Origin of the sequence: Arthrobacter sp. StoSoilB20 (genome assembly GCF_019977295.1) — a bacterium.
Taxonomy (GTDB): domain Bacteria; phylum Actinomycetota; class Actinomycetes; order Actinomycetales; family Micrococcaceae; genus Arthrobacter; species Arthrobacter nicotinovorans_A.
In genome coordinates, this window is record NZ_AP024651.1 from 1,213,084 (window position 1) to 1,232,627 (window position 19,544).

Here is a 19,544-nt window from a genome sequence, read left to right on the forward strand (position 1 = left end):
TCGATGTAATCCAACGCTGACAATCGCTAGGCTATCGAGCAATTCTGAGTACTTCCTGAACGGGTCCCATAGATAGTCAGGGTGCTTACACTAAGAGCATGGCTGAGGAGATCCGCAACGAACAAACGGAAAATACAGACCTGGACGAGGACATTGCCATGGCTTTGGTCAACAATGTGGTCTCCGAATCCTACGATCCGGACGATGAGTCGGGGGATCCCCGCACAAAGTACCCGTCGGGAGAATTCCCATCCCAGACACAGGACTACCCGGGCTGGACCGAAGCCATGAACCCCCGGCCGGACCATGGTGAGCAAAGCTACGTGGGCCACCACCGCATGCTCGGCCGGCGGGCCTTGATCACCGGGGGTGACAGCGGAATAGGGAAAGCCGTAGCCATTGCCTTTGCCCGGGAAGGTGCCGATGTGGCCTTCACCTACATGCCCGAAGAGGAGCAGGATGCCGAGCACACGGTCCAGCTGATTGAGGATGCCGGCTGCAAGGCGTTGGCCCTGCCAGGAGATCTCCGGGATGAGGAATTCTGTCAGGAGGTCATTGCCCAAACCCTCACCGAGTTTGGCGGGCTCAATGTCCTGGTGAACAATGCCGGTTTCCAAATGACCACCAACGCAGGGATCGAAGACCTCAGCACAGAGCAGTTCGACAGGACCTTCAAAACCAACGTGTACGCCCTGTTCTGGCTCACGAAGGCTGCCCTCCCGCATCTGCAGCCCGGTGCCGCCATCATCAACACGTCATCCATACAGGGCTACCATCCCAGCCCCTCGCTGATGGACTATGCCGCCACCAAAGCCGCCATCAACAGCCTCAACTTCTCCTTGGCAGAATCACTGGGGCCCAAGGGAATCAGGGTCAACGCCGTAGCCCCGGGCCCGGTGTGGACTCCGCTCCAACCGCCCACCCAGCCAGCAGGAAAGATCCAGAAGTTCGGCCAGGACACCCCGCTGGGCCGGGCGGGGCAACCTGCCGAACTGGCCTCAACGTACGTGTTGTTGGCCAGCGAGGACTCCAGCTTTATCTCGGGTTCGGTCATTGGTGTCACGGGTGGGAAGCACCTGGCCTGACCGTCCGGATCGCCCCCAAATCAAGGCTTGAGGACCACTTTAATGCAGCCGTCCTGCTTCTTTTGGAACTTCTCGTAGAGCGCCGGCGCCTCATCGAGCCCGCCGGTGTGGGTGACCAGATGCATGACTCCCAGCGGATCGGCGTCGTCCTCCACCAACGGGAGCAGGTCATCAATCCAGCGCCGCACATTGCACTGGCCCATCCGGAGCTGGATTTGCTTGTCGAACATGGTCATGAGCGGCATGGGATCGGCCTGGCCGCCGTAAACCCCGCTCAGCGAAACCGTTCCGCCGCGGCGAACCATGTCCACTGACGTGTGAAGGGCGGCGAGTCGGTCAACGCTCATGGTCTCCATGGCAACCTGTGCAGGCTTGTCCGGAAGCAGGGAGACGGCCTTGTGGAGGAAGGACGCCACAGGGGAGCCATGCGCCTCCATTCCCACCGCATCAACCACAGCGTCCGGGCCACGGCCCAGTGTCTGCTCGCGAACCTGCCCGCTGACGTCGGGACCGTAGTCCATGGTTTCCACGCCGTGTGCCTCGGCCATGGCCCGACGCTCCGGGACGGGGTCTATGCCGATCACCCGGAAGCCCTTCTGCACGCCGATCCGGGAGGCGAACTGCCCCACCGGTCCCAGTCCCAGAACTGCCAAAGTGCCGCCGTCGGGAACGTTGGCATACTCAACGGCCTGCCATGCGGTGGGCAGGATGTCGGAGAGGAAAAGGTAGCGTTCGTCGGGGGCATCCGAATCGACCTTGACCGGACCGTAGTCTGCGAACGGGACCCGCAAATACTGTGCCTGCCCGCCCGGGACGGATCCATACAGTTCGGAATAGCCAAAAAGGGCTGCCCCTGATCCCTTCGCAGTGACCTGGGTGGTCTCGCACTGGGACTGCAGGCCCTGGTTGCACATGTAGCAATGCCCGCAGGAAATATTGAACGGAACCACCACGCGGTCGCCCTTCTTGAGCCGGTGGACTCCGGATCCGACTTCTTCCACAATTCCCATGGGCTCATGGCCAATCACATCACCCTTGTGCATGTAGGGTCCCAGGACTTCGTAGAGGTGAAGGTCCGAGCCGCAAATGGCTGTGGACGTGATGCGGACAATTGCGTCCGTTGGTTCCTGGATGGAGGGATCGGGGACTTCTTGGACGCTGAGTGAGCGCCTGCCTTGCCATGTCACTGCTTTCACGATTGGTTCTCCCTGGCGTTTCGGCTGGGTGGGTCCCTCGCTGCTGGAGACCCTTCCAGCGAAACAGAGTTGGCAGTTCAGCACAAGGTTGCCCACCCTCGACACCACCGGTGGCCGCGCCTACATTGTGGCTATGAGCGATGAACCCAACACAACTGACGGGGCACCTCCTGAAGCCCCGGAACCTTCTGTGCCACCCGCCGTCGAGCATGACAAAGGCGACGCCGGTACCGGCGACTTCACTACGGAAACGGATCCGACCTTTATCCCCGACGAGCGAAAAGAGACCCCGGAAGAGCAGCGCGCAAGGGAGCACCCGGAGGCAACCGGCAGCTGAGGCCGGCCCGGAGCATAGTAAGCAACCTGATTATTAGTGTTAAGATGGTGAAAGGGAGAGAGTTTCGGCCGGAGTTGACCGAGGAGTGATCGCAGTGCCCATGAGGAAGAACCCGCTGATTTCCGGGGATGCGCCCCATCCACCAGGGGACGCGCTCGCCTGCGCCAGCTGCGGTACGAGTTACTTTTTGAACCTGGAGACCATCGAATCCCTCGAGCCGCATGCCGGCGAGCTGATGGTCCGGGTGGCCTACACCTGCTCGGCCTGTGAATCCTCTTATGAACACAACGCCTCCTTCCGGAACGTGGCCGCCGTCCTGAACCGCAAGGAAAGCTTTGCCGGGTTGCTCCAATTCGGCGGCACGTACTTACACTGCGGCGAGCCCATGACGTTCGCAAAGAACTCAGGCCGGAGCGTCTATGCGCCCATATCAACCGAAGACGTGGACGAGGACCTGCCGGACGTGTATTTGAAGACCCGCGTCATCCAGTGCCGCTGCGGCTTCCGAATGGAGCTGCCGGCCTGAGGCGACAGCAGTTTTGAGGTGCCCGATATGGGTACACCTCGAGTATCAAGCACAGCGAGGGCCGCGGGCGGCGCCCCACACAAGCCGCCCACCAGGAGGTAGTGCAGATGGACACAGGACAAGTGGTTCTCATCATCGTGTTGGCCGTGGTTGTTATTGCTGTGGTGATCGTCGCGGTAGTCATCGGACGCCGCAAGAAGGCCGAAGCCAACCGGCATCGGGCCGCCGAACTGCGTGAGAAGGCAGCCGAAGAAGCCATCGGAGCCCACCAGGCCAAGGCCGAATCGGCACAGGCAGAGGCCGCTGCGCTCCAGGCGGAAGTCGAAGCGAACCGTCTCCGCAAGGACGCGGAGCGCCACGCCCAGAAGGCCGGCGAAGCACACGACCGGGTTGAAGAGCACCTTCGTCACGCCGACAAACTCGACCCGAATGTTCGCGGCGAGCGGGACGGTGCTGGTGAGCGGGACGGTGACCGTGTTGGTGACCGCGACCGTGTTGGTGACCGCGACCGTGTTGGTGACCGTGACCGGAGCGACGAAGCGTCGGTCAACGAGGGCGAGCGTCTGACCCGGGACCGCAGCGGCCGTGAAAATTTGCCCCGTGAGGGATCAACGCGCGAGGGCGACCGGAATTCATAGTTTCAGTTGAGGAAGGGAGGCAGGAAGTGAGCATCGTGGTGAGGCGGACAGGTCAGGCGGTGCGTTCTGCAGAGTCGAAGGCGAGCAGGCACGCAGTGGATGTGGTTCTGGGGCACCTGGGGGAGATCGGCCCAGCTGTAGCAGCGCTGCGCAGGGAATCTTCCCGGCTGGCCGAATGGGGTGAGGAGTTGGCGCGGGTCCGACGCCGTGGAGGCAGTGTGTTCGCAGCCGGCAGCGACGGATCAGCGCACGAAGCGCAGCGCTTCGCTTCTGAACTCTCAGCCCACGACCCCGGCGACGGCGGCACTTTCAAAGCCATCTCTTTCTCCAGGAACGCCAATGCGGAGGCTGACGGGGCCGGCAGCATCAGCGACCAAGTCTCCCAACAGGTCAATGACGGCGACATCGTAGTCCTGCTCGCGGCAAAGGGGATCACGGACGATCTTCGCGCTGCTGCTGCAGCCGCCAAATCCAAGGGCGCCCGGGTGTGGGCGCTGACCGGCAGGGACTCAAGGGACCTTGCGCAGTCCGTCAGCGAGGCGATCTGTGTCAACACGGACCCCGCCCACGCTGAAGAAGCGCACCTGGTGGCTGTTCTGGCGTTGTGCGAGTGCTTTGATGACGCCATGAAGGCCGCCGGCCAAGAGTAGGCCGGCGGGGCGGCGTCGCTCAGGTGGCCGAACGGCTGCCGCTGGCTACGCGCGTGGCTTCCTCGAATCACTGAAGTGCGTGGCATGGTGTTCCCGTGAAGAACACCGTTATTGCCTACTTCGCTGTTTTGGCACTCACTGGCCTTGTGACGTTGAGCATCCAAGGGGCCTCTTTGCTACAGAAGAGTGACCCTCGCGGCGCCTTGGTCCTCATCATTGTGGTGGGCGGGTTGTTGTTGACGTTCCTCTATGGGGTGATCATTAGTCGCACTGCCAGGGTCAAGGTCCAACCTCCAAAAGCTGCCAAAATGCCCGGTGTCAGGACCACCGCCACAACGAGCACCGCCGACTACGATTTTTCTCCAGCCGTCGTTTGGTCAACCATCCGGCCCGCGGAAGCTGCGATCGTGGATGGAAGCAACGTCGCATACGCCTTCACCGTTCCGGCCATCCCCGACGGGCCGCGCGAACGACAATGTTTTTTCGGCCAGAATGGCGGTATTTCCATGCTGGAGATTATTGAGGAAGTGCCCGAGCGGCTCGCCGTGACGCAGTCGATCTTCCCTCCGGATGAGGATGGGGCCTCTACAAAAACGGTGTACCGCCTGGAGCCGACCGCCAGGGGCTGCAGCCTTACTCTCGAGTCGATCGTTGAGACTCCCGATTTCCTCATGGCAGATCAGCAAGCCATGCAGAGATTCGGCGATTCATACTTGGAAGGCCTTCGGGTGCTGCTGGAGCAAAGGAAGCTGGAGGGCGCACTCGAGTAGCACATCCTGTGACCTGCAACTCTTTCGGAATAGTTGCAGACGCCATGCAGTTGCGCACTATGAACCTGATTCATTCTGAAAGGAACTGCGCATGCTGTTTTCCCCTCTGGCCCTCGGCGAGCTCGAACTCTCCAACCGACTTGTCATGGCACCGCTGACGCGTCTGCGCGCAGGCCAGAATGGTGTGCCGGGTCCGTTGATCGCCGAGCATTACCGCCAGCGGGCTTCCTTGGGGCTGATCGTCAGCGAAGGAACCTACCCTGTCCAGGCAGGCCAGTCCTACCCGGGGCAGCCCGGGCTTGTCACCGAGGAACAGATCGCAGGCTGGAAGACCGTCACCGACGCAGTTCACGCTGAGGGTGGACGCATCTTCGCCCAGGTCATGCACGGAGGCCGTGTTTCCCACGCTGACATCACCGGCGGTCACGAGATCGTTGGCCCCAGCGCCGTCGCCATCGACGGGGACGTCCGCACCCCCAACGGCAAGCAGCCTTACCCCGTGCCCCGCGAACTGGGCACCGATGAGCTGCCGGGAGTCATTCAGGAGATCGTCACAGCCTCAAAGAATGCCGTCGAGGCAGGATTCGACGGCGTGGAGCTCCACTCCGCCAATGGTTACCTGCTTCACGAGTTCCTTGCCCCCAACTCCAACATCCGCACGGACAGCTACGGCGGCTCCCCGGAGAACCGGGCGCGCTTCGTCATTGAGACGGTAAACGCCGTGGTGGAGGCACTCGGCGCCAACCGCGTGGGCATCCGCATTTCACCCGAACACAACGTGCAGGGGATCGCAGAAACCGACCCCGCCGACGTCCGCGCAACATACCAGGTATTGGTGGACACCATTGCGCCACTGAACCTTGCTTACCTCAGCATCCTGCACCATGACCCCAAGAGCGGCCTGGTCCAGGACCTTCGCGAACGATTCAACGGAACGTTCCTTGTGAACACCGGTTTCGGTGAGATCACCACCCGCGAAGAGGCCTTTGCCATCATCGACAACGGGCTTGCCGACGCGGTTGTAGTTGGCCGTCCCGCCATTGCCAACCCGGACCTCGCCCGCCGCTGGCGTGAAAGCCTGCCGCTCAACGAGCCGGACGCCTCCACGTTCTACGCTGACGGCGCTGAGGGCTACACGGACTACCCGTTCTACGCCAACTAACCACTCCAGCACCACCAACCCAAGGTTGAACCACGACGTCGGCACTCACGCGAGTGCCGACGTCGTGGTTTAACTTCCTGGCGCCCGAGGCGTGGCTGCCCGCGCGGAATGTGACGGATACGCTTACCCGGCGGGAACCCGGCGTTCCTATAGGATTTGTGGCATGTCTGTTCCTTCCCCAGCTGCCCGCGCCGGCTTCCCCGTTAGCCGCCAAGTGTTGGCCGACCACGTCTACGAAGCACTCCTTGAGTGGCTCATGGATGGACGGCTTGAGCCTGGTGCGGCAGTGAGCATCGACGGGATGGCGCGCGAGCTTGAGGTTTCGCCTACGCCGGTGCGCGAAGCGTTGGCCCGTCTGGAGCACACCGGCATGGTGCGGCGGGTGGCGTTGAAGGGCTATAGGGTGGCGCCCGTATTCACCCGCGAAGATTTCGCTGAGCTCATGGAAGCCCGGCTTTCCATTGAACCCGTGAATGCCAAGCTCGCGTGTTCCCGTATGACACCGGAGGGGTTGGATGCCCTCAGGCAGGCTGTCGAGGATCTGAAGACCGCCCCCAGGGGCGGGACATTCGCCGAGTACCGCAGTTATCTGGAAGCCGATGAGCGGTTCCACCAACTCATCGCCGCCCAGGCGAACAACCAGTTCCTGCTCGCGGCTTACAACACCTTGGGCGGACAGATCCAACGCTTCAGGTTGTTCGGGGGAGTGGGCATCACTGACGCCGAGCAAGCCATTTCCGAACACCAGGCCGTGCTCGACGCCATGACCAGCGGCGATCCGGACAAGGCCGCTGAAATGATGATCGACCACGTCGAAAAGGTCCGTGGCAGGGCCATGGCTGACGCGCCGGAAGACTGAGCCGGGGCGCTGCCGCTTCCGCACGGGCGCACCCGCTCGATCCCTCTCCACCACGGAAAACACCTCCCAGTGACCCCCTTCACACACATTTGTATGACATATAGGATCTAGGAAGTTTCCGAAAAGGGTTGACAGCCTTGCCTCGTTCGTAAATCCTATAGGAAACAGGATTCCACGAAGGAGTGATCATCATGGCGTACACCGCCGAGAATTGGCCCATCACCGCGGCCCTCCTGCAGTTCCCCGGCACAGATGCCGCTGGACAGCACATCAACGACGCCGACTCTTCGGTTTGGGCATCCGTCCTGCAGGAAGTGAAGGAAACCGGGTTCGCCAACGCGGACCTCACCGACAGCTGGGTCCGGCCGGGCGACCTGAGCAAGGAACGCCTGGCCGAGTTCAAGCAGACAGCTGACCAAGTGGGCATCGGCGTCCCTGTCATCTCCGCCATTCGACGCAGCGTCATCCACGCCACCGACTGGGCGGACAACCTTGCCTACAGCCACCGCACCATCGACGCCGCGGCGGAGCTTGGTTGCGAAGTTGTGTCCTTCGGGCTGCACCAGGCCATCACTCCCGAGCAGCAAAAGCAGCTGTGGTTCTGGACAGTGGAAGGCTACAAGGACCCGGTGGGGGACAAGGAAGCCTGGGGCAACGCAGTCTCCCGAATTCGTGAACTCGGCAAGCATGCAGCAGAGGCCGGCATCCTGGTCTCGCTGGAAATGTACGAGGACACCTACCTCGGAACCGCGGACTCCTCGGTCCAGTTGGTCCAGGACATCGGACTGGACAACGTAGGCCTGAACCCGGACCTGGGCAACCTGATCCGCCTTCACCGCCCTATCGAGGACTGGCGCGAGATGGTGGCGAAGACCCTGCCGTACTCCAACTACTGGCACATGAAGAACTACATCCGCGACGAAGACGTTGCCCGCGACAGCTACATCACCATGCCCGCGCCGATGGAAAGCGGACTCATCAACTACCGTGAGGCCTTCAAGCTGGCACTTTCCGTGGGCTTCCAGGGCATCCTTTGCACGGAGCACTACGGCGGAGATGGTTTGAGTGTCACCGCCAGCAACCAGGAATACCTCCGCAGGCATGTTCTCCCGAAGACTGAAGGCTACGAGCTCGGCAAGAGCCAGGTAGCACAAGGTCGCCAGGTACCGGCTACCGAGCTCGCAGGAGTCTAGGACGATGACCAGGATTTTCGACAATCCCGCAGACTTCGCCGATGACGCGCTGGACGGCTTCGTTGCAGCGAACCGCGGCTATGTTGCCCGCGTTGACGGCGGCGTGGTGCGGTCCACTGAAGTCCCCGGCGGCCAGGTCGCCCTGGTGGTGGGCGGTGGCTCCGGACACTATCCCGCGTTCGCCGGACTGGTCGGCCCAGGCCTCGCCACCGGTTCTGCGTGCGGCAACATGTTCGCCTCCCCGGCCGCCGGCCAGGTGTACCGCGTAGCCAAAGCTGCTAACGCCGGCGGGGGAGTCCTGCTCAGCTACGGCAACTACGCCGGTGACGTCCTGCACTTCGGGCAAGCGCAGCTCCGGCTCAATGCCGAGGGCATCGAAACCCGGACGGTCACGGTCACCGACGACATCGCCAGTGCGCCGATCGAACAGCTCGAGAAGCGCCGGGGGATCGCTGGCGACCTGACAGTCTTCAAGATTGCCGGAGCCGCAGCAGAAGCGGGACTGGACCTTGACGACGTCGAGCGTTTGGCCATCAAGACCAACTACCGGACGCGGTCCCTGGGCGTGGCTTTTGACGGTTGCACGCTTCCCGGTGCCAAGGATTCGCTTTTCCATGTACCTGCGGGGCAGATGTCCCTGGGCCTGGGCATCCACGGTGAACCTGGCATCTCCGAGCACCCCATGCCCACAGCTTCGGAGCTTGCCGAACTCCTGGTCTCGAAGCTTCTCGATGACAAGCCGGAGGACGCAGGGGATCGTGTGGTGGCGATCGTCAATGGCCTTGGCACGGTGAAGTACGACGAACTGTTCCTGTTGTTCGGCAAGATCGAAAAGCTCCTGACGAACGCGGGCCTTACCGTAGTGGAGCCCGAGTGCGGGGAGCTCGTGACCAGCCTGGACATGTCCGGACTGTCGCTGACCCTGCTGTGGCTGGACGAGGAACTCGAGCAGTACTGGGCTGCGCCGGCTGACACTCCCGCTTTCCGCAAGGGCAGCATGGTGCCGCGCGCACCCCGCGCCGAGACAGCACTCGACGACGCCGAAACCGCCGACGTCGAACAGCCCACCCCGGCGGCCGCTGAACTCGGGCGGCAGGCCGTGGCGATCCTCGCCCAGGTGCGCGACGTCGTCGTCGAGCATGAAGAGGAGCTCGGGAAGCTGGACGCGATCGCAGGCGACGGGGACCACGGCATTGGCATGCGGCGTGGCGTTGACGCAGCAGCCGCGGCCAGCGAGGCCGCAGGTGAATCCTCGGTAGCGGCCGTCCTGACCGCAGCCGGAGAAGCATGGAGCGAACGGGCCGGCGGGACATCCGGAGCCCTCTGGGGTTCGGCCGTGATTGCCGCAGGAATCTCCCTCGGCAACCGTGAAACGTACAGCTCCGCCGACGCGGCCGCTGCCGTCAAGGCCTTCGTCCGCGCCATTGCCGAACTCGGCAAAGCCGATCCCGGGGACAAGACCATGGTGGACGCCCTCCTGCCATTCCGGGACACGTTCCTGGCAGAGCTCGACGGCGGAACTCCCGTTGACAGGGCGTTGGCCGTCGCCGCCGCAGCAGCAGAGTCCGCTGCCGCGAAGACAGCCGAACTCCGGCCGCTCAAGGGCCGGGCGCGTCCCCTTGCCGAGAAAAGCATTGGCCATCCCGATCCCGGTGCAGTGTCCTTTGGGCTGATCACTGCCAGGATCTCGCAATTCGTCGATTCACAACTGGCCGCCGCCTCCTCAGCGGCCGGAAACGGAGCACAAGCATGAGCAACAACCCAGGCTGGCGGATCGTCGTCGGCAACGATGAGGCCGGCGTCGAGTACAAGCAGGCACTCGTTGCCTTGCTGGAGGCAGATCCCCGGGTGGCATCGGTGACGGACGTGGGTGTGGGCTTCAACGATTCCACCGCCTACCCACACGTGGCCGTCGACGCTGCCCGGAAGGTCGCTGAAGGCGAAGCAGACCGGGCGCTGCTGATTTGCGGCACCGGTCTGGGAGTGGCCATCGCGGCCAACAAGGTCCCCGGGATCCGTGCCGTCACCGCCCACGACAGCTACTCGGTGGAACGGTCCGTGCTGAGCAACAACGCACAGGTCCTCACCCTCGGCCAGCGGGTGATTGGCTTGGAACTGGCCAAGAAGCTCGTCGGGGAATGGCTCGGCCACCACTTCGACCACACCTCATCCTCCGCCGCAAAGGTGGACGCAATCTGCTCCTACGAGCCCGACTACACGAAGGCAGTCTGATCATGACCAACCCTGAAGCTTCTGCAGCAACTGAATCCACGGTGCCCGGCGCGGCCGGGAAGATCGCCGTCGTCGGCTCCGGCTACATGGGCGGCGGCATCGCCCAGGTGCTGGCGCTGGGTGGGGCGCGCGTTGCCCTGGCCGATGTTTCTGCCGAGATCGCCCAGAAGAACTATGACCGCTTGCTGGTGGAGTCGGACCAGTTCATCGCCGACGGACTCTTCCCCGCAGGGTCCACAGAAATCCTCAAGCAGAACCTGTGGGCCGCCAAGGACATCGAAGAAGCCGTGGCCGACGCCGATTTCATCGAGGAGTGCGTTCCCGAGGTGCTGGAAATCAAGCACCAGACCCTGGCCCGCATCAGCGCAGCGGCCCGTCCGGAGGCGCTGATCGGTTCCAACACGTCCACGATTTCCATCGCTTCCCTGGCCGAAGCCGTCACCTATCCGGAACGGTTCCTGGGCGTGCACTTCTCCAACCCGTCGCCGTTCATTCCCGGCGTCGAGGTCATCCCCCACGCCGAAACCTCAGCCGCGACGGTTGCGGCGTCCCGGGAGCTGGTTCACGCCGCCGGCAAGCAGACCGCGGTGGTCAAGGATGTCACCGGTTTCGTGCTCAACCGCCTGCAGTACGCGCTGTTCCACGAGGCAGCGCAGCTTGTGGAGCAGGGAATCGCAACCGCGGACGACGTCGACACCCTGGTACGTACGACGTTCGGCTTCCGCTTGCCCTTCTTTGGTCCGTTCGCCATTGCGGATATGGCCGGTTTGGACGTGTACAACTTCTGCTACAAGTCACTGCAGACCGGGTTCCCGGAACGCTTCGCGACCCCGAAGATCCTCTCGGACCTTGTGGAGGCAGGCAAGCTCGGCACCAAGACCGGCGCCGGGTTCCTCAACGTGCCTGCAGAACGCACTCCCGAACTCATCGCCTACCGCAACAAGGCCTACGTCGCCATGCAGAAGCTCATTGAAGAGCTCGGCCCGGCCCCCATCAACTAACTCTTTAGAGGAGAAGCACAGATGACTTTCCCCGCAGAACGCACAGCAATTGTCACAGGAGCCGTTTCCGAGCGCGGCATTGGCCGGGCAACCGTCAACTACCTGGCCGCACAGGGCTGGAACATCGGCATCATCGATCTGGATGACGCCGCCTGCAAGATTGCCGCGAAGGAAATCGCCGCAGAGTACGGTGTCCAGGCCCACGGTGTTGGCGCCAACGTTGCCAGCGAAGCCGAAGTCCGGGCAGCCATTGACGAACTGGAATCGGAATTGCCGCAGATCGTCGCTTTGGCCAACGTTGCCGGCGTCAGCTCGCCGGTTGGGTACCTGGATCTCGAACCCGCCGAGTGGGACAGGGTTTTGAACATCAACCTCAATGGTGTCCACTACGCCACCCGCCGTGTGGCCGAGTCCATGGTGAAGAACCGGATCGGCCGGATCGTGAACATCTCCTCCGTCTCAGCCCAGCGCGGCGGCGGCACGTTCTCCAAGACCCCCTACTCCGTGGCCAAGGCCGGCGTTATCGGACTGACCCGCGCTACGGCTCGTGAGCTGGGCGAATACGACATCACCGTCAACGCCATCTCCCCGGGACCCATCGACACCGACATCATGGGTGGAACGCTCAGCCAGGAACGCAAGGACGAGCTGACCAAGGACCTTGTGGTCAACCGTGTGGGCTCCACCAGGGACATCGCCGCCGCCATCGCCTTCCTCATCAGCGAAAACTCCGGATACATCTCCGGCCAAACGCTGAATGTGGACGGCGGACTGTACATGCACTAGGTCCCTGGCATGAAGACTTGGACCAGAGAGCGCAAGATCTACCTTGCCGTGGGCGTCCTTGCCTGCGCAGTGGGCATGGTGCTCATTTTCTTCCCGCGCTGATTGCGCTGCATTAATCACTTTCCTGTCACTCAAAGAGGAGTTTCAATGTCTGTTGCCACCAATTCCACGAAGGAGTTGCTGGATACGCCGGTCTTGAAATCGGCGATCTCCAAGGCGTCGCGGCGGCTCATGCCAATGCTGGTCATCCTGTACGTGGTGGCCTTCCTTGACCGCACCAACGTTGGCTTTGCCGAAGCGGCCCTGGAAGTTGATAAGGGTATTACTGCCGGCGCCTACGCGCTGGGAGCCGGTATTTTCTTCATCGGTTACGCACTGTTCGAGATTCCGAGCAACCTGCTGCTCACCAAATTTGGGGCCAAGGTGTGGCTTGCCCGCATCGCCATTACCTGGGGCATCGTCTCGGCGTGCTTCGCGTTTGTGCAGGGCGAGACGTCCTTCATCATTCTCCGGTTCCTTTTGGGTGTCACGGAGGCCGGGCTCTTCCCGGGCGTCATCATGTTCCTGGCCGCATGGTTCCCCAACAAGGTGCGCGTGAAGATGTTCGCCATCTTCTACCTTGCGCAGCCGTTCTCCCAGATGATGGGCGCACCCCTGTCCGGTTGGCTGATCAACATCGGCGATCAGGTTCCGGGCGTCGCAGGGTGGCAGGTCATGTTCTTCGTCGAGGGCATGCTGGCCGTGCTGGCCGGTGTCGCCGCGTACTTCTTCCTCATCAACAGCCCACAGGACGCCAAGTTCCTGACCAAGGAAGAAAAACGGGCACTGTCCGATGTCATGGCACTTGAGGACACTGTCAAGGAAGAAACCGGCCCCCGGGGCGTCCTGGCTTCCATGCGAAACGGCCGGGTCTGGTACTTCACGGTCATCTACTTCTGCCTGCAGGTGGCAGTCTATGGCGTGACGTTCTACCTGCCCCAGCAGGTGGCGCAACTGACCGGCCAAAAGGTGGGCTTCGCCGTCGGGCTCCTTGCCGCCATCCCGTGGTTCTTCGGAATCTTCGCCTGCTACTTCATCGGTAAGGCAGCCAACACCGTGGAGCGCCGCCGCCGTTGGGGCACGGCGTTGTTCATCTCCACTGGACTGTGCATTTTCGGATCCGCGTGGGCAGGCGCCAACCAGATGCCCGCCCTGGGCATCATCTTCATCACCCTGGCGGTGTGCAGCTTCCTTTCCGCCGGTCCCATTTGCTGGTCTTACCCGACGGCGTTCCTCACCGGAACTGCCGCGGCTGCCGGTATTGGGCTGATCAACTCGCTCGGAAACCTGGGCGGATTCGTGGCCCCAATCCTGCGCACCACTGTCAACCAGGTCACGGCTTCAGATACAGGAACCATGGGTGTCTACGCGCTGGGTGTCCTGCCGTTCGTTGCGGCCCTGCTCATGTTCGGCACCAAGCGCTTCAGCAACAAAGCCGACGAGCTCCTGGGGAAGTAGATCGTGAACATGGCTGTTACCGGCACACCCATGGACACAGTGTTCGTTGGCGTCAGCACCAAGATGTACATGGGCTACGCACACAGCCTGCGGTGGTTGGAAGAGCTGATAGTCGAAGTGGACGCCCGTCCGGCCCTCGCGGCCGGGCGGGTGGTCCCGTTGGTGATCCCGTCGTTCCCGGTGCTACCTGAGGCAGCGCGTTTGATCACGGGAACACCACTGGTCCTGGGTGCCCAGAACTGCGGCTGGTCTGATGGCCCGTGGACCGGCGAGGTGTCACCCTCCATGCTCGCGGAGCTGGGCGTGGGCTTTGTGGAAATCGGGCATGCGGAGCGGCGACGCCACTTTGCCGAAGACGACGCGATGATCGCGCTCAAGGTCAGTGCCGCCGTCGAGTCCGGCCTGAAGCCTTTGCTGTGCGTAGGGGAGACGGAGCTGACCGGCCCGGAAGCAGCGGCAGAAACTGTATTCCGGCAGCTGAAGGCGGCAGTGTCCGGCGACTGGTCCGTTGCCTCCGGGATGGTCATCGCCTACGAACCGGTGTGGGCGATCGGCGCACCCGAGCCTGCCTCTGCGCAGTACGTCTCCGAGGTGGTCGGCGCACTGCGGGCCGCCTTGGCTCCCCACGGGGTGGCAACCCTGCCCATTATTTATGGCGGCTCGGCGAAACCCGGCCTCCTGCCACAATTGGACGGTGTATCCGGGCTTTTCCTCGGCCGCTTCGCCCACGATCCCGCCAACTTCGGCCGGGTGCTGGACGAGGCCCTCGCCCTCAGCTGAACACTGGCTGTGGGCTGTCGGTTGGACTGCGGCTGTCAGCTGGCGGATCGGCTCTAGAAGGATCGCTGGCAGAGGGCCACGAAACCGCCGAGGTTCTCCAGCCCTTCCGGATGCGTGGGCAGGTAGTTGGTCAGTTCGGGCGAACGTACGACGACGGCACGCCACTGCCCGCGGGAGACTGCCACGTTGATCCGGTTGCGTGAGAGCAGGAACTCCATGCCGCGGGGGACCTCTTCGGCTGCGGAGGCGGCCATGGAGACGATGACCACGGGCGCTTCCTGGCCCTGGAACTTGTCCACGGTACCCACCCGTACTTTCCCGAGTCCGGCGCTGCGAAGGGCATGCTTGATCAGCTGGACCTGGGCGTTATAGGCCGCGACCACCAGAATGTCCGTTTCCTCCAGGGGACGGCGTTCCGGAGAGTCTGAAGGGTCCAGCCATTTCAGGCCTAGATGGGCCTGCACTTGCCGGACAACCTCAGCAGCTTCTTCAGGAGAGGCCGTCGAGTTGGCACTGTGCTGGACATAGACACAGGAAATCCCGGGGGCGGCCCCTTCCAGTTCCCGCAGGGCGGCGGCAGGGGCAGCCTCCAGTCGGTTGTCGTAGGACAACTCAGAGACTGCGCTGCACAGTTCGGGATGCAGGCGCCATGACAACGCCAGGAAGTAGCCCAAGTGGGACGGCAACGTGTTGTGGCCATCGGATAACCAACCCAGGGCCGATTCATCAACGGGCTCCGGGTGCTTGCCTTGGGTGACTTGCGGGAGCTGCTGGGGATCCCCCAGCAACAGCAGACGCTGCGCGGCGCGGCTGACAGCCATGGTGTTCGCCAGGGAGAACTGTCCTGCTTCATCTATGACCAGGAGGTCGAGGCATCCAGGGGGCACTTCCTTGCCAACCATGGTCCACGCAGTGCCTCCGATCAGGGCACCGCCGGGCCTGGACAAGAGCTCTTCCACATCTCCCTTGGCACAATTGGTCCAGGGCACGGGCTCATTGTGCTTGACGTCCTTGGCCACCAGCCGGGGATCGAGACCTGCTTTCTCAACGGCTGCGCAGAGCATGTTCTCCACTACGGCGTGTGACTGCGCCACTACGCCCACCTTCCACCCGTCGGCCACCAGCCGGGCCAGTACGTGGGCGCCCACGTGGGTTTTGCCGCTGCCTGGAGGACCCTGAACGGCAAGGTAAGAGTGATCCAGGTCTTTGACCGCCGCTGTGATGGCCTCAACGTAGCCATCGGGCCCGGAGGGAACCAACGGCAGTGCAGTGAGGGTGCCCAGCCTGGGCGGTTTCCGACGGACAAGGTCCAAGGCAGGATCCTTGGGCCAGGAAGGCAGCGAGGCGCGGAGCTTTGTGGCCAAGGCAGCCAATGCGGCCCTTTGTCCAGTGGTCTGAATCGGGCTGTCGGGTGTCAAGGCCATGGGAGTTTGGCCAAATTCCGTGGAGTCGTTTCGCAGCTTCTCGACTATGGTGACTGACTCGAAATCGTCGTCTTCCCCTACCTCGATGACCTCGGTTCCTCCCCACCCTGCACGGCCGAGCACCGAGGATTCCTTCGAAGCCAGAGCATCCGGCAGGGGAGACTGGTACATCCTGAAGTACTTCTTGCTGGCGTCCAATCCAGCGCCGTCTCCGGACCGGCCAAGCAGTTTCACTTTCCGGGCGGGGTTGCTGCGGGGAGTGGGTTTGGCCCAGTCCTGGAGCACCTCGGCGCGATCCACTATGAAGAGGTCGCGTTCATCGGGCCACTGTGAGGTCGGCTTTTCCAACCTGTCGAAGTGTCCCCACCAATGCTGTTTGTCTTCCCGGCGGTGGTACCCCACTCCGGCGGCGACGATGCCGATGGCCCGTGAATCCGATGATGACTGTTCTTCCACAGGCAGCCCGGCGACGTACTCGAACAGGGCTTTCTCTTCGGGCGGAGCCTCGTATTTTTCGGGCTCGGCGTCCTGTTTTCCAGCCTCGGCCACAGCATGGCCGGGAACGATGGAGCGCTCTGCAGCACGGGCAAGCAGCCAGTTCCGAAGTTCCAGGGTGGAGAGACAGTCGTATTCGTTGTAATCCCGGATGCCTTCGAGGATGGCTGCTGCTTCCCCGGCGTTTCCGTTGTCCCGGGCCGTGCAGTAGTCCGCGTAGGCAACTACGGAAGCTCCGGCGTCGGTCACGTCGCCCGAGCGCAGGTGTTGCCCCATGTACAGGGGCTCGAGTTTCTTGATGCTGTACGAATTCGCGGAGACCCGGATGCTGTGCCGGACGGTGTCGTAGAGGTCCACCAGGACCCCTTGGCGCAGGAGGTCGTCGACGGCGGTTTCACCCACCACATGCGTCAAGGAAAGGTTGCGCAGGGCGGTCTTTTCGTAGGCGGCATAGTGATAGATGTGCATACCCGGATAGCGGGCGCGACGCTGGGCCACGTAGTCGAGGAAGTCGACAAATGCCCTGCCCTCCTCAGCACGTGAGTGCGCCCAGAAGGGCCGGAACACGGGCCGGGCACCAGGTTCCACAGGATTCTCGATGACTCCGAAAAGGTACTCCAGCCCCCACTTTCCGGTAGCGGGATCCTGCCACAGGGGATCGCCCTCGAAGTCGAAGAAGATGTCGCCGGGGTCCGGGGCAGGGAGCCGGTCAAGCGTGTTCTCCGGCAAGACGTTGTAACTGATGGCTTTGGCTTCCCCGGACTTGTCCGAGTAGTGGACGGTGCCATCGGGGGTGCCCGTGCCAGTCTGCAACTGGGCTTGCCCACGGAGCCTGAGCAGGGTGGAGTCACCAACCGCTGGAAGGGCAGCCAGCTCATCAATGGTGGTGACGCCGGATTCGATGAGCTTTTTGCGGCGGCTGATCCGCATGCCGGCCACCATGAGGAGGTCCCGGTGAATTTCCACCTGTTCAGCGCAGTAATCACAGCGGCCACAGGCGGAATACCGGGGATCGCCCCACTCCACCGGCCCGCTTGCCCTCACGTGCGCTCCGGTCATGGTGAGGAAACGTTCGCGGCGTTCCTTGAAGACAGGAAGGATGCGGGACAACGGATGGTCGCTGTGGACTCCGTTGCCCAGCACCAGGGTGACAGTGGGGTCCGGAGTGATGCCCGCGTTCAGGAGTTGGTCCCCGTATGCTGCGAGCTGCAGGAGGGCTGTGACCTTCGCGTGGCGGGCGAGCTTGGTATCGAACACCGCATAGAGCCCACCGGGCTGCTTTACCAGGAAATCGGACCGCCCATGGAACTGGCCGTCGAAGAAGGCGGCTTGGAACACCACGTCCGCTCCGGACCGCAGGGCGTCGATGGATTCCGCGTGCTTGGCCGAAAGGGTGGCGCGGTCCATCGCAGAGGCGGGAACGACGTCGTAAACGCCCTTCCCGGTGGCCGCATCCCAATGCCCGAACTCTTCCACGAACCCGTCCAGGACCCGATGCTCATGGACATCGCCAAGGGCGGCAGTACGTTCCAGCATGGCATCAGCGGCGAAGTCCGGTTTGGGGGAACGGCCGAGCTTTTCGTCGAGTTTGCGCAGCAGCTGGTACTCGCAGGTTGCAGCGATAACGAGGTCGCTGGCCGAGAACACCAGGTCCTGCGGAGCGCCCGCTATCTCAGGATCGAGGAAGAACACCGCGACCCACCTACCTCTCCATGCCGTCAACAAACCCTTGCAGCCAAGCTATCAGCGGGCACCGACAATTTAGTGCGCAGTCACTTTAGACTGCACCCATGACTGAAACAGCCCAGGCCTTTGACCCTGCCTTCGAAGCCGCCTACCAAGCGGCGCAAAAGAGCCTCAGCGAGGGCGGCATCCCCATTGGAGCCGCTTTGGCCCGCAACGGCGAGGTGGTGGCCAGCGGCCACAACGAACGGGTCCAGCACGGCGACCCGATTGCGCACGGGGAGATGTCTGCGCTCAGGGCGGCAGGACGCCAGAGGACGTACCTCGACACCACTCTTTACACCACCTTGGCACCGTGCGCGATGTGCACCGGAACCATCATCCAGTTCAAAATCCCGAGGGTGGTGGTTGGCGAGGCCGAAACCTTCCCGGGCGAGTTCGACCTCTTGCGCTCACGTGGCGTGGAGGTGGTGGTCCTGAACGATCCCCGGTGCGTGGATATGATGCGTACTTTCCAAGAGGAACACCCCGAATTGTGGGCTGAAGACATCGCCGAACAACAGCCGGAAAGCGGCCCCTTGGAAGGCCACAAATTCGCCTAGCCACGCTCACCCTCCGGGCGTAGGCTGGCATCATCGGCGTCGGTGCCGAGAGGCCCCGCGCGTCGATAATCCCAATCGATGAAGGAGGACCCATGAGTGCCGTACGCGAATTCATGACAACCAACGCCCAGTGCATCGAAGAGGACAAGACTCTTCAGGAAGCCGCCCGGCTGATGAGGGATATGGACTGCGGTTCACTTCCCATCTGCGGCCACGACGGCAAGCTCACCGGCTTCATCACCGACCGCGACATTGTGGTCAAGTGTTTGGCAGAAGGTAAGGACGCACGCGAAGTGCGTGCCAGCGAACTGGCCACAGGCAAGCCCTACTGGGTGGACGCCGATGCCAACGTTGATGAGGCCGTCACCATGATGGAAGAGCACCAGGTGCGTCGCCTGCCAGTCATCAGTGATCACAAACTGGTTGGCATCATCAGCCAAGGCGATATTGCCCGCAACCACTACGCCGAACAGCGCCTCGGCGAAATGGTGGAGCACATTTCCGCCAAGGGGCACATGGCCCACTGACCAGTTGAACCGGTGCGGCTGGCCTAACCGACAAGTCCGGCCGCCCCCCAACCAGCCGCCGCGAGGCATCCCCGGAAGGTACGCCTCGCGGCCCGACTCCG

General features: G+C 62.7%; 19 protein-coding genes. 17 read left to right on the forward strand and 2 right to left on the reverse strand.

Translation table 11 applies throughout. The features are described from left to right. Nucleotides 1-98 precede the first annotated feature (98 nt). Nucleotides 99-1,085: an SDR family oxidoreductase gene (locus tag LDN85_RS05620; protein ID WP_275966478.1), complete on the forward strand. Its 987-nt coding sequence runs from the start codon at nt 99-101 to the stop codon at nt 1,083-1,085. Between the two features lie 20 nt (nt 1,086-1,105). Here LDN85_RS05620 and LDN85_RS05625 read toward each other — a convergent pair whose 3' ends face one another. Further along, nucleotides 1,106-2,281: a zinc-dependent alcohol dehydrogenase gene (locus tag LDN85_RS05625; RefSeq protein ID WP_026543137.1), complete on the reverse strand. Its 1,176-nt coding sequence runs from the start codon at nt 2,279-2,281 to the stop codon at nt 1,106-1,108. Between the two features lie 133 nt (nt 2,282-2,414). Here LDN85_RS05625 and LDN85_RS05630 point away from each other — a divergent pair, with 133 nt between their 5' ends. The 14 genes from LDN85_RS05630 to LDN85_RS05695 all read left to right on the forward strand — a co-directional run bounded on the left by LDN85_RS05630 (nt 2,415) and on the right by LDN85_RS05695 (nt 14,712). Then, complete coding sequence (locus tag LDN85_RS05630; protein WP_223944810.1) at nt 2,415-2,618, forward strand: hypothetical protein; 204 nt, start codon at nt 2,415-2,417, stop codon at nt 2,616-2,618. A gap of 100 nt (nt 2,619-2,718) precedes the next feature. Further along, nucleotides 2,719-3,144 carry a hypothetical protein gene (locus LDN85_RS05635; RefSeq protein WP_223944811.1) on the forward strand — a complete coding sequence of 142 codons (426 nt, stop codon included), beginning with the start codon at nt 2,719-2,721 and terminating at the stop codon, nt 3,142-3,144. Nucleotides 3,145-3,251: 107 nt separating this feature from the next. Then, on the forward strand, nt 3,252-3,782 hold the full coding sequence (locus tag LDN85_RS05640; RefSeq protein ID WP_223944812.1) for a hypothetical protein: 531 nt from the start codon (nt 3,252-3,254) through the stop codon (nt 3,780-3,782). 26 nt (nt 3,783-3,808) lie between these two features. Continuing rightward, on the forward strand, nt 3,809-4,432 hold the full coding sequence (locus LDN85_RS05645) for an SIS domain-containing protein (RefSeq protein WP_223944813.1): 624 nt from the start codon (nt 3,809-3,811) through the stop codon (nt 4,430-4,432). Nucleotides 4,433-4,527: 95 nt separating this feature from the next. Further along, nucleotides 4,528-5,202 carry a hypothetical protein gene (locus LDN85_RS05650; RefSeq protein WP_223944814.1) on the forward strand — a complete coding sequence of 225 codons (675 nt, stop codon included), beginning with the start codon at nt 4,528-4,530 and terminating at the stop codon, nt 5,200-5,202. 91 nt (nt 5,203-5,293) lie between these two features. After that, nucleotides 5,294-6,364, forward strand: coding sequence for an alkene reductase (locus LDN85_RS05655; protein WP_223944815.1), 1,071 nt, complete (start codon nt 5,294-5,296; stop codon nt 6,362-6,364). A 163-nt stretch (nt 6,365-6,527) separates the two neighbouring features. After that, complete coding sequence (locus tag LDN85_RS05660) at nt 6,528-7,223, forward strand: GntR family transcriptional regulator (RefSeq protein WP_026543130.1); 696 nt, start codon at nt 6,528-6,530, stop codon at nt 7,221-7,223. Between the two features lie 191 nt (nt 7,224-7,414). Beyond that, the gene (locus tag LDN85_RS05665) at nt 7,415-8,416 is read left to right on the forward strand and encodes a sugar phosphate isomerase/epimerase family protein (protein ID WP_223944816.1); all 1,002 of its coding nucleotides are present in this window, start codon (nt 7,415-7,417) and stop codon (nt 8,414-8,416) included. 4 nt (nt 8,417-8,420) lie between these two features. After that, the gene (dhaL, locus tag LDN85_RS05670; RefSeq protein ID WP_223944817.1) at nt 8,421-10,169 is read left to right on the forward strand and encodes a dihydroxyacetone kinase subunit DhaL; all 1,749 of its coding nucleotides are present in this window, start codon (nt 8,421-8,423) and stop codon (nt 10,167-10,169) included. After that, nucleotides 10,166-10,648, forward strand: coding sequence for a ribose-5-phosphate isomerase (locus LDN85_RS05675; RefSeq protein WP_026543127.1), 483 nt, complete (start codon nt 10,166-10,168; stop codon nt 10,646-10,648). The genes dhaL and LDN85_RS05675 overlap by 4 nt, the downstream gene beginning before the upstream one ends. A 2-nt stretch (nt 10,649-10,650) precedes the next feature. After that, nucleotides 10,651-11,649 carry a 3-hydroxyacyl-CoA dehydrogenase family protein gene (locus tag LDN85_RS05680; RefSeq protein ID WP_223944818.1) on the forward strand — a complete coding sequence of 333 codons (999 nt, stop codon included), beginning with the start codon at nt 10,651-10,653 and terminating at the stop codon, nt 11,647-11,649. A gap of 21 nt (nt 11,650-11,670) precedes the next feature. Further along, nucleotides 11,671-12,435: an SDR family oxidoreductase gene (locus tag LDN85_RS05685; protein WP_223944819.1), complete on the forward strand. Its 765-nt coding sequence runs from the start codon at nt 11,671-11,673 to the stop codon at nt 12,433-12,435. 147 nt (nt 12,436-12,582) lie between these two features. After that, the gene (locus LDN85_RS05690) at nt 12,583-13,932 is read left to right on the forward strand and encodes an MFS transporter (RefSeq protein WP_026543124.1); all 1,350 of its coding nucleotides are present in this window, start codon (nt 12,583-12,585) and stop codon (nt 13,930-13,932) included. 9 nt (nt 13,933-13,941) lie between these two features. After that, the gene (locus LDN85_RS05695) at nt 13,942-14,712 is read left to right on the forward strand and encodes a triose-phosphate isomerase family protein (RefSeq protein WP_223945428.1); all 771 of its coding nucleotides are present in this window, start codon (nt 13,942-13,944) and stop codon (nt 14,710-14,712) included. Between the two features lie 53 nt (nt 14,713-14,765). Here the strand turns inward: LDN85_RS05695 and LDN85_RS05700 are convergent, their stop codons facing one another. Continuing rightward, nucleotides 14,766-18,323 carry a TM0106 family RecB-like putative nuclease gene (locus tag LDN85_RS05700; RefSeq protein ID WP_223944820.1) on the reverse strand — a complete coding sequence of 1,186 codons (3,558 nt, stop codon included), beginning with the start codon at nt 18,321-18,323 and terminating at the stop codon, nt 14,766-14,768. A gap of 98 nt (nt 18,324-18,421) precedes the next feature. On the opposite strand from LDN85_RS05700, the gene LDN85_RS05705 reads away from it, so the two are divergent. Both LDN85_RS05705 and LDN85_RS05710 read left to right on the forward strand, forming a co-directional pair. After that, complete coding sequence (locus LDN85_RS05705) at nt 18,422-18,916, forward strand: nucleoside deaminase (protein ID WP_223944821.1); 495 nt, start codon at nt 18,422-18,424, stop codon at nt 18,914-18,916. A 92-nt stretch (nt 18,917-19,008) separates the two neighbouring features. Then, nucleotides 19,009-19,443, forward strand: a complete 435-nt coding sequence (locus LDN85_RS05710; RefSeq protein WP_223944822.1) for a CBS domain-containing protein — start codon at nt 19,009-19,011, stop codon at nt 19,441-19,443. Nucleotides 19,444-19,544 lie beyond the last annotated feature (101 nt).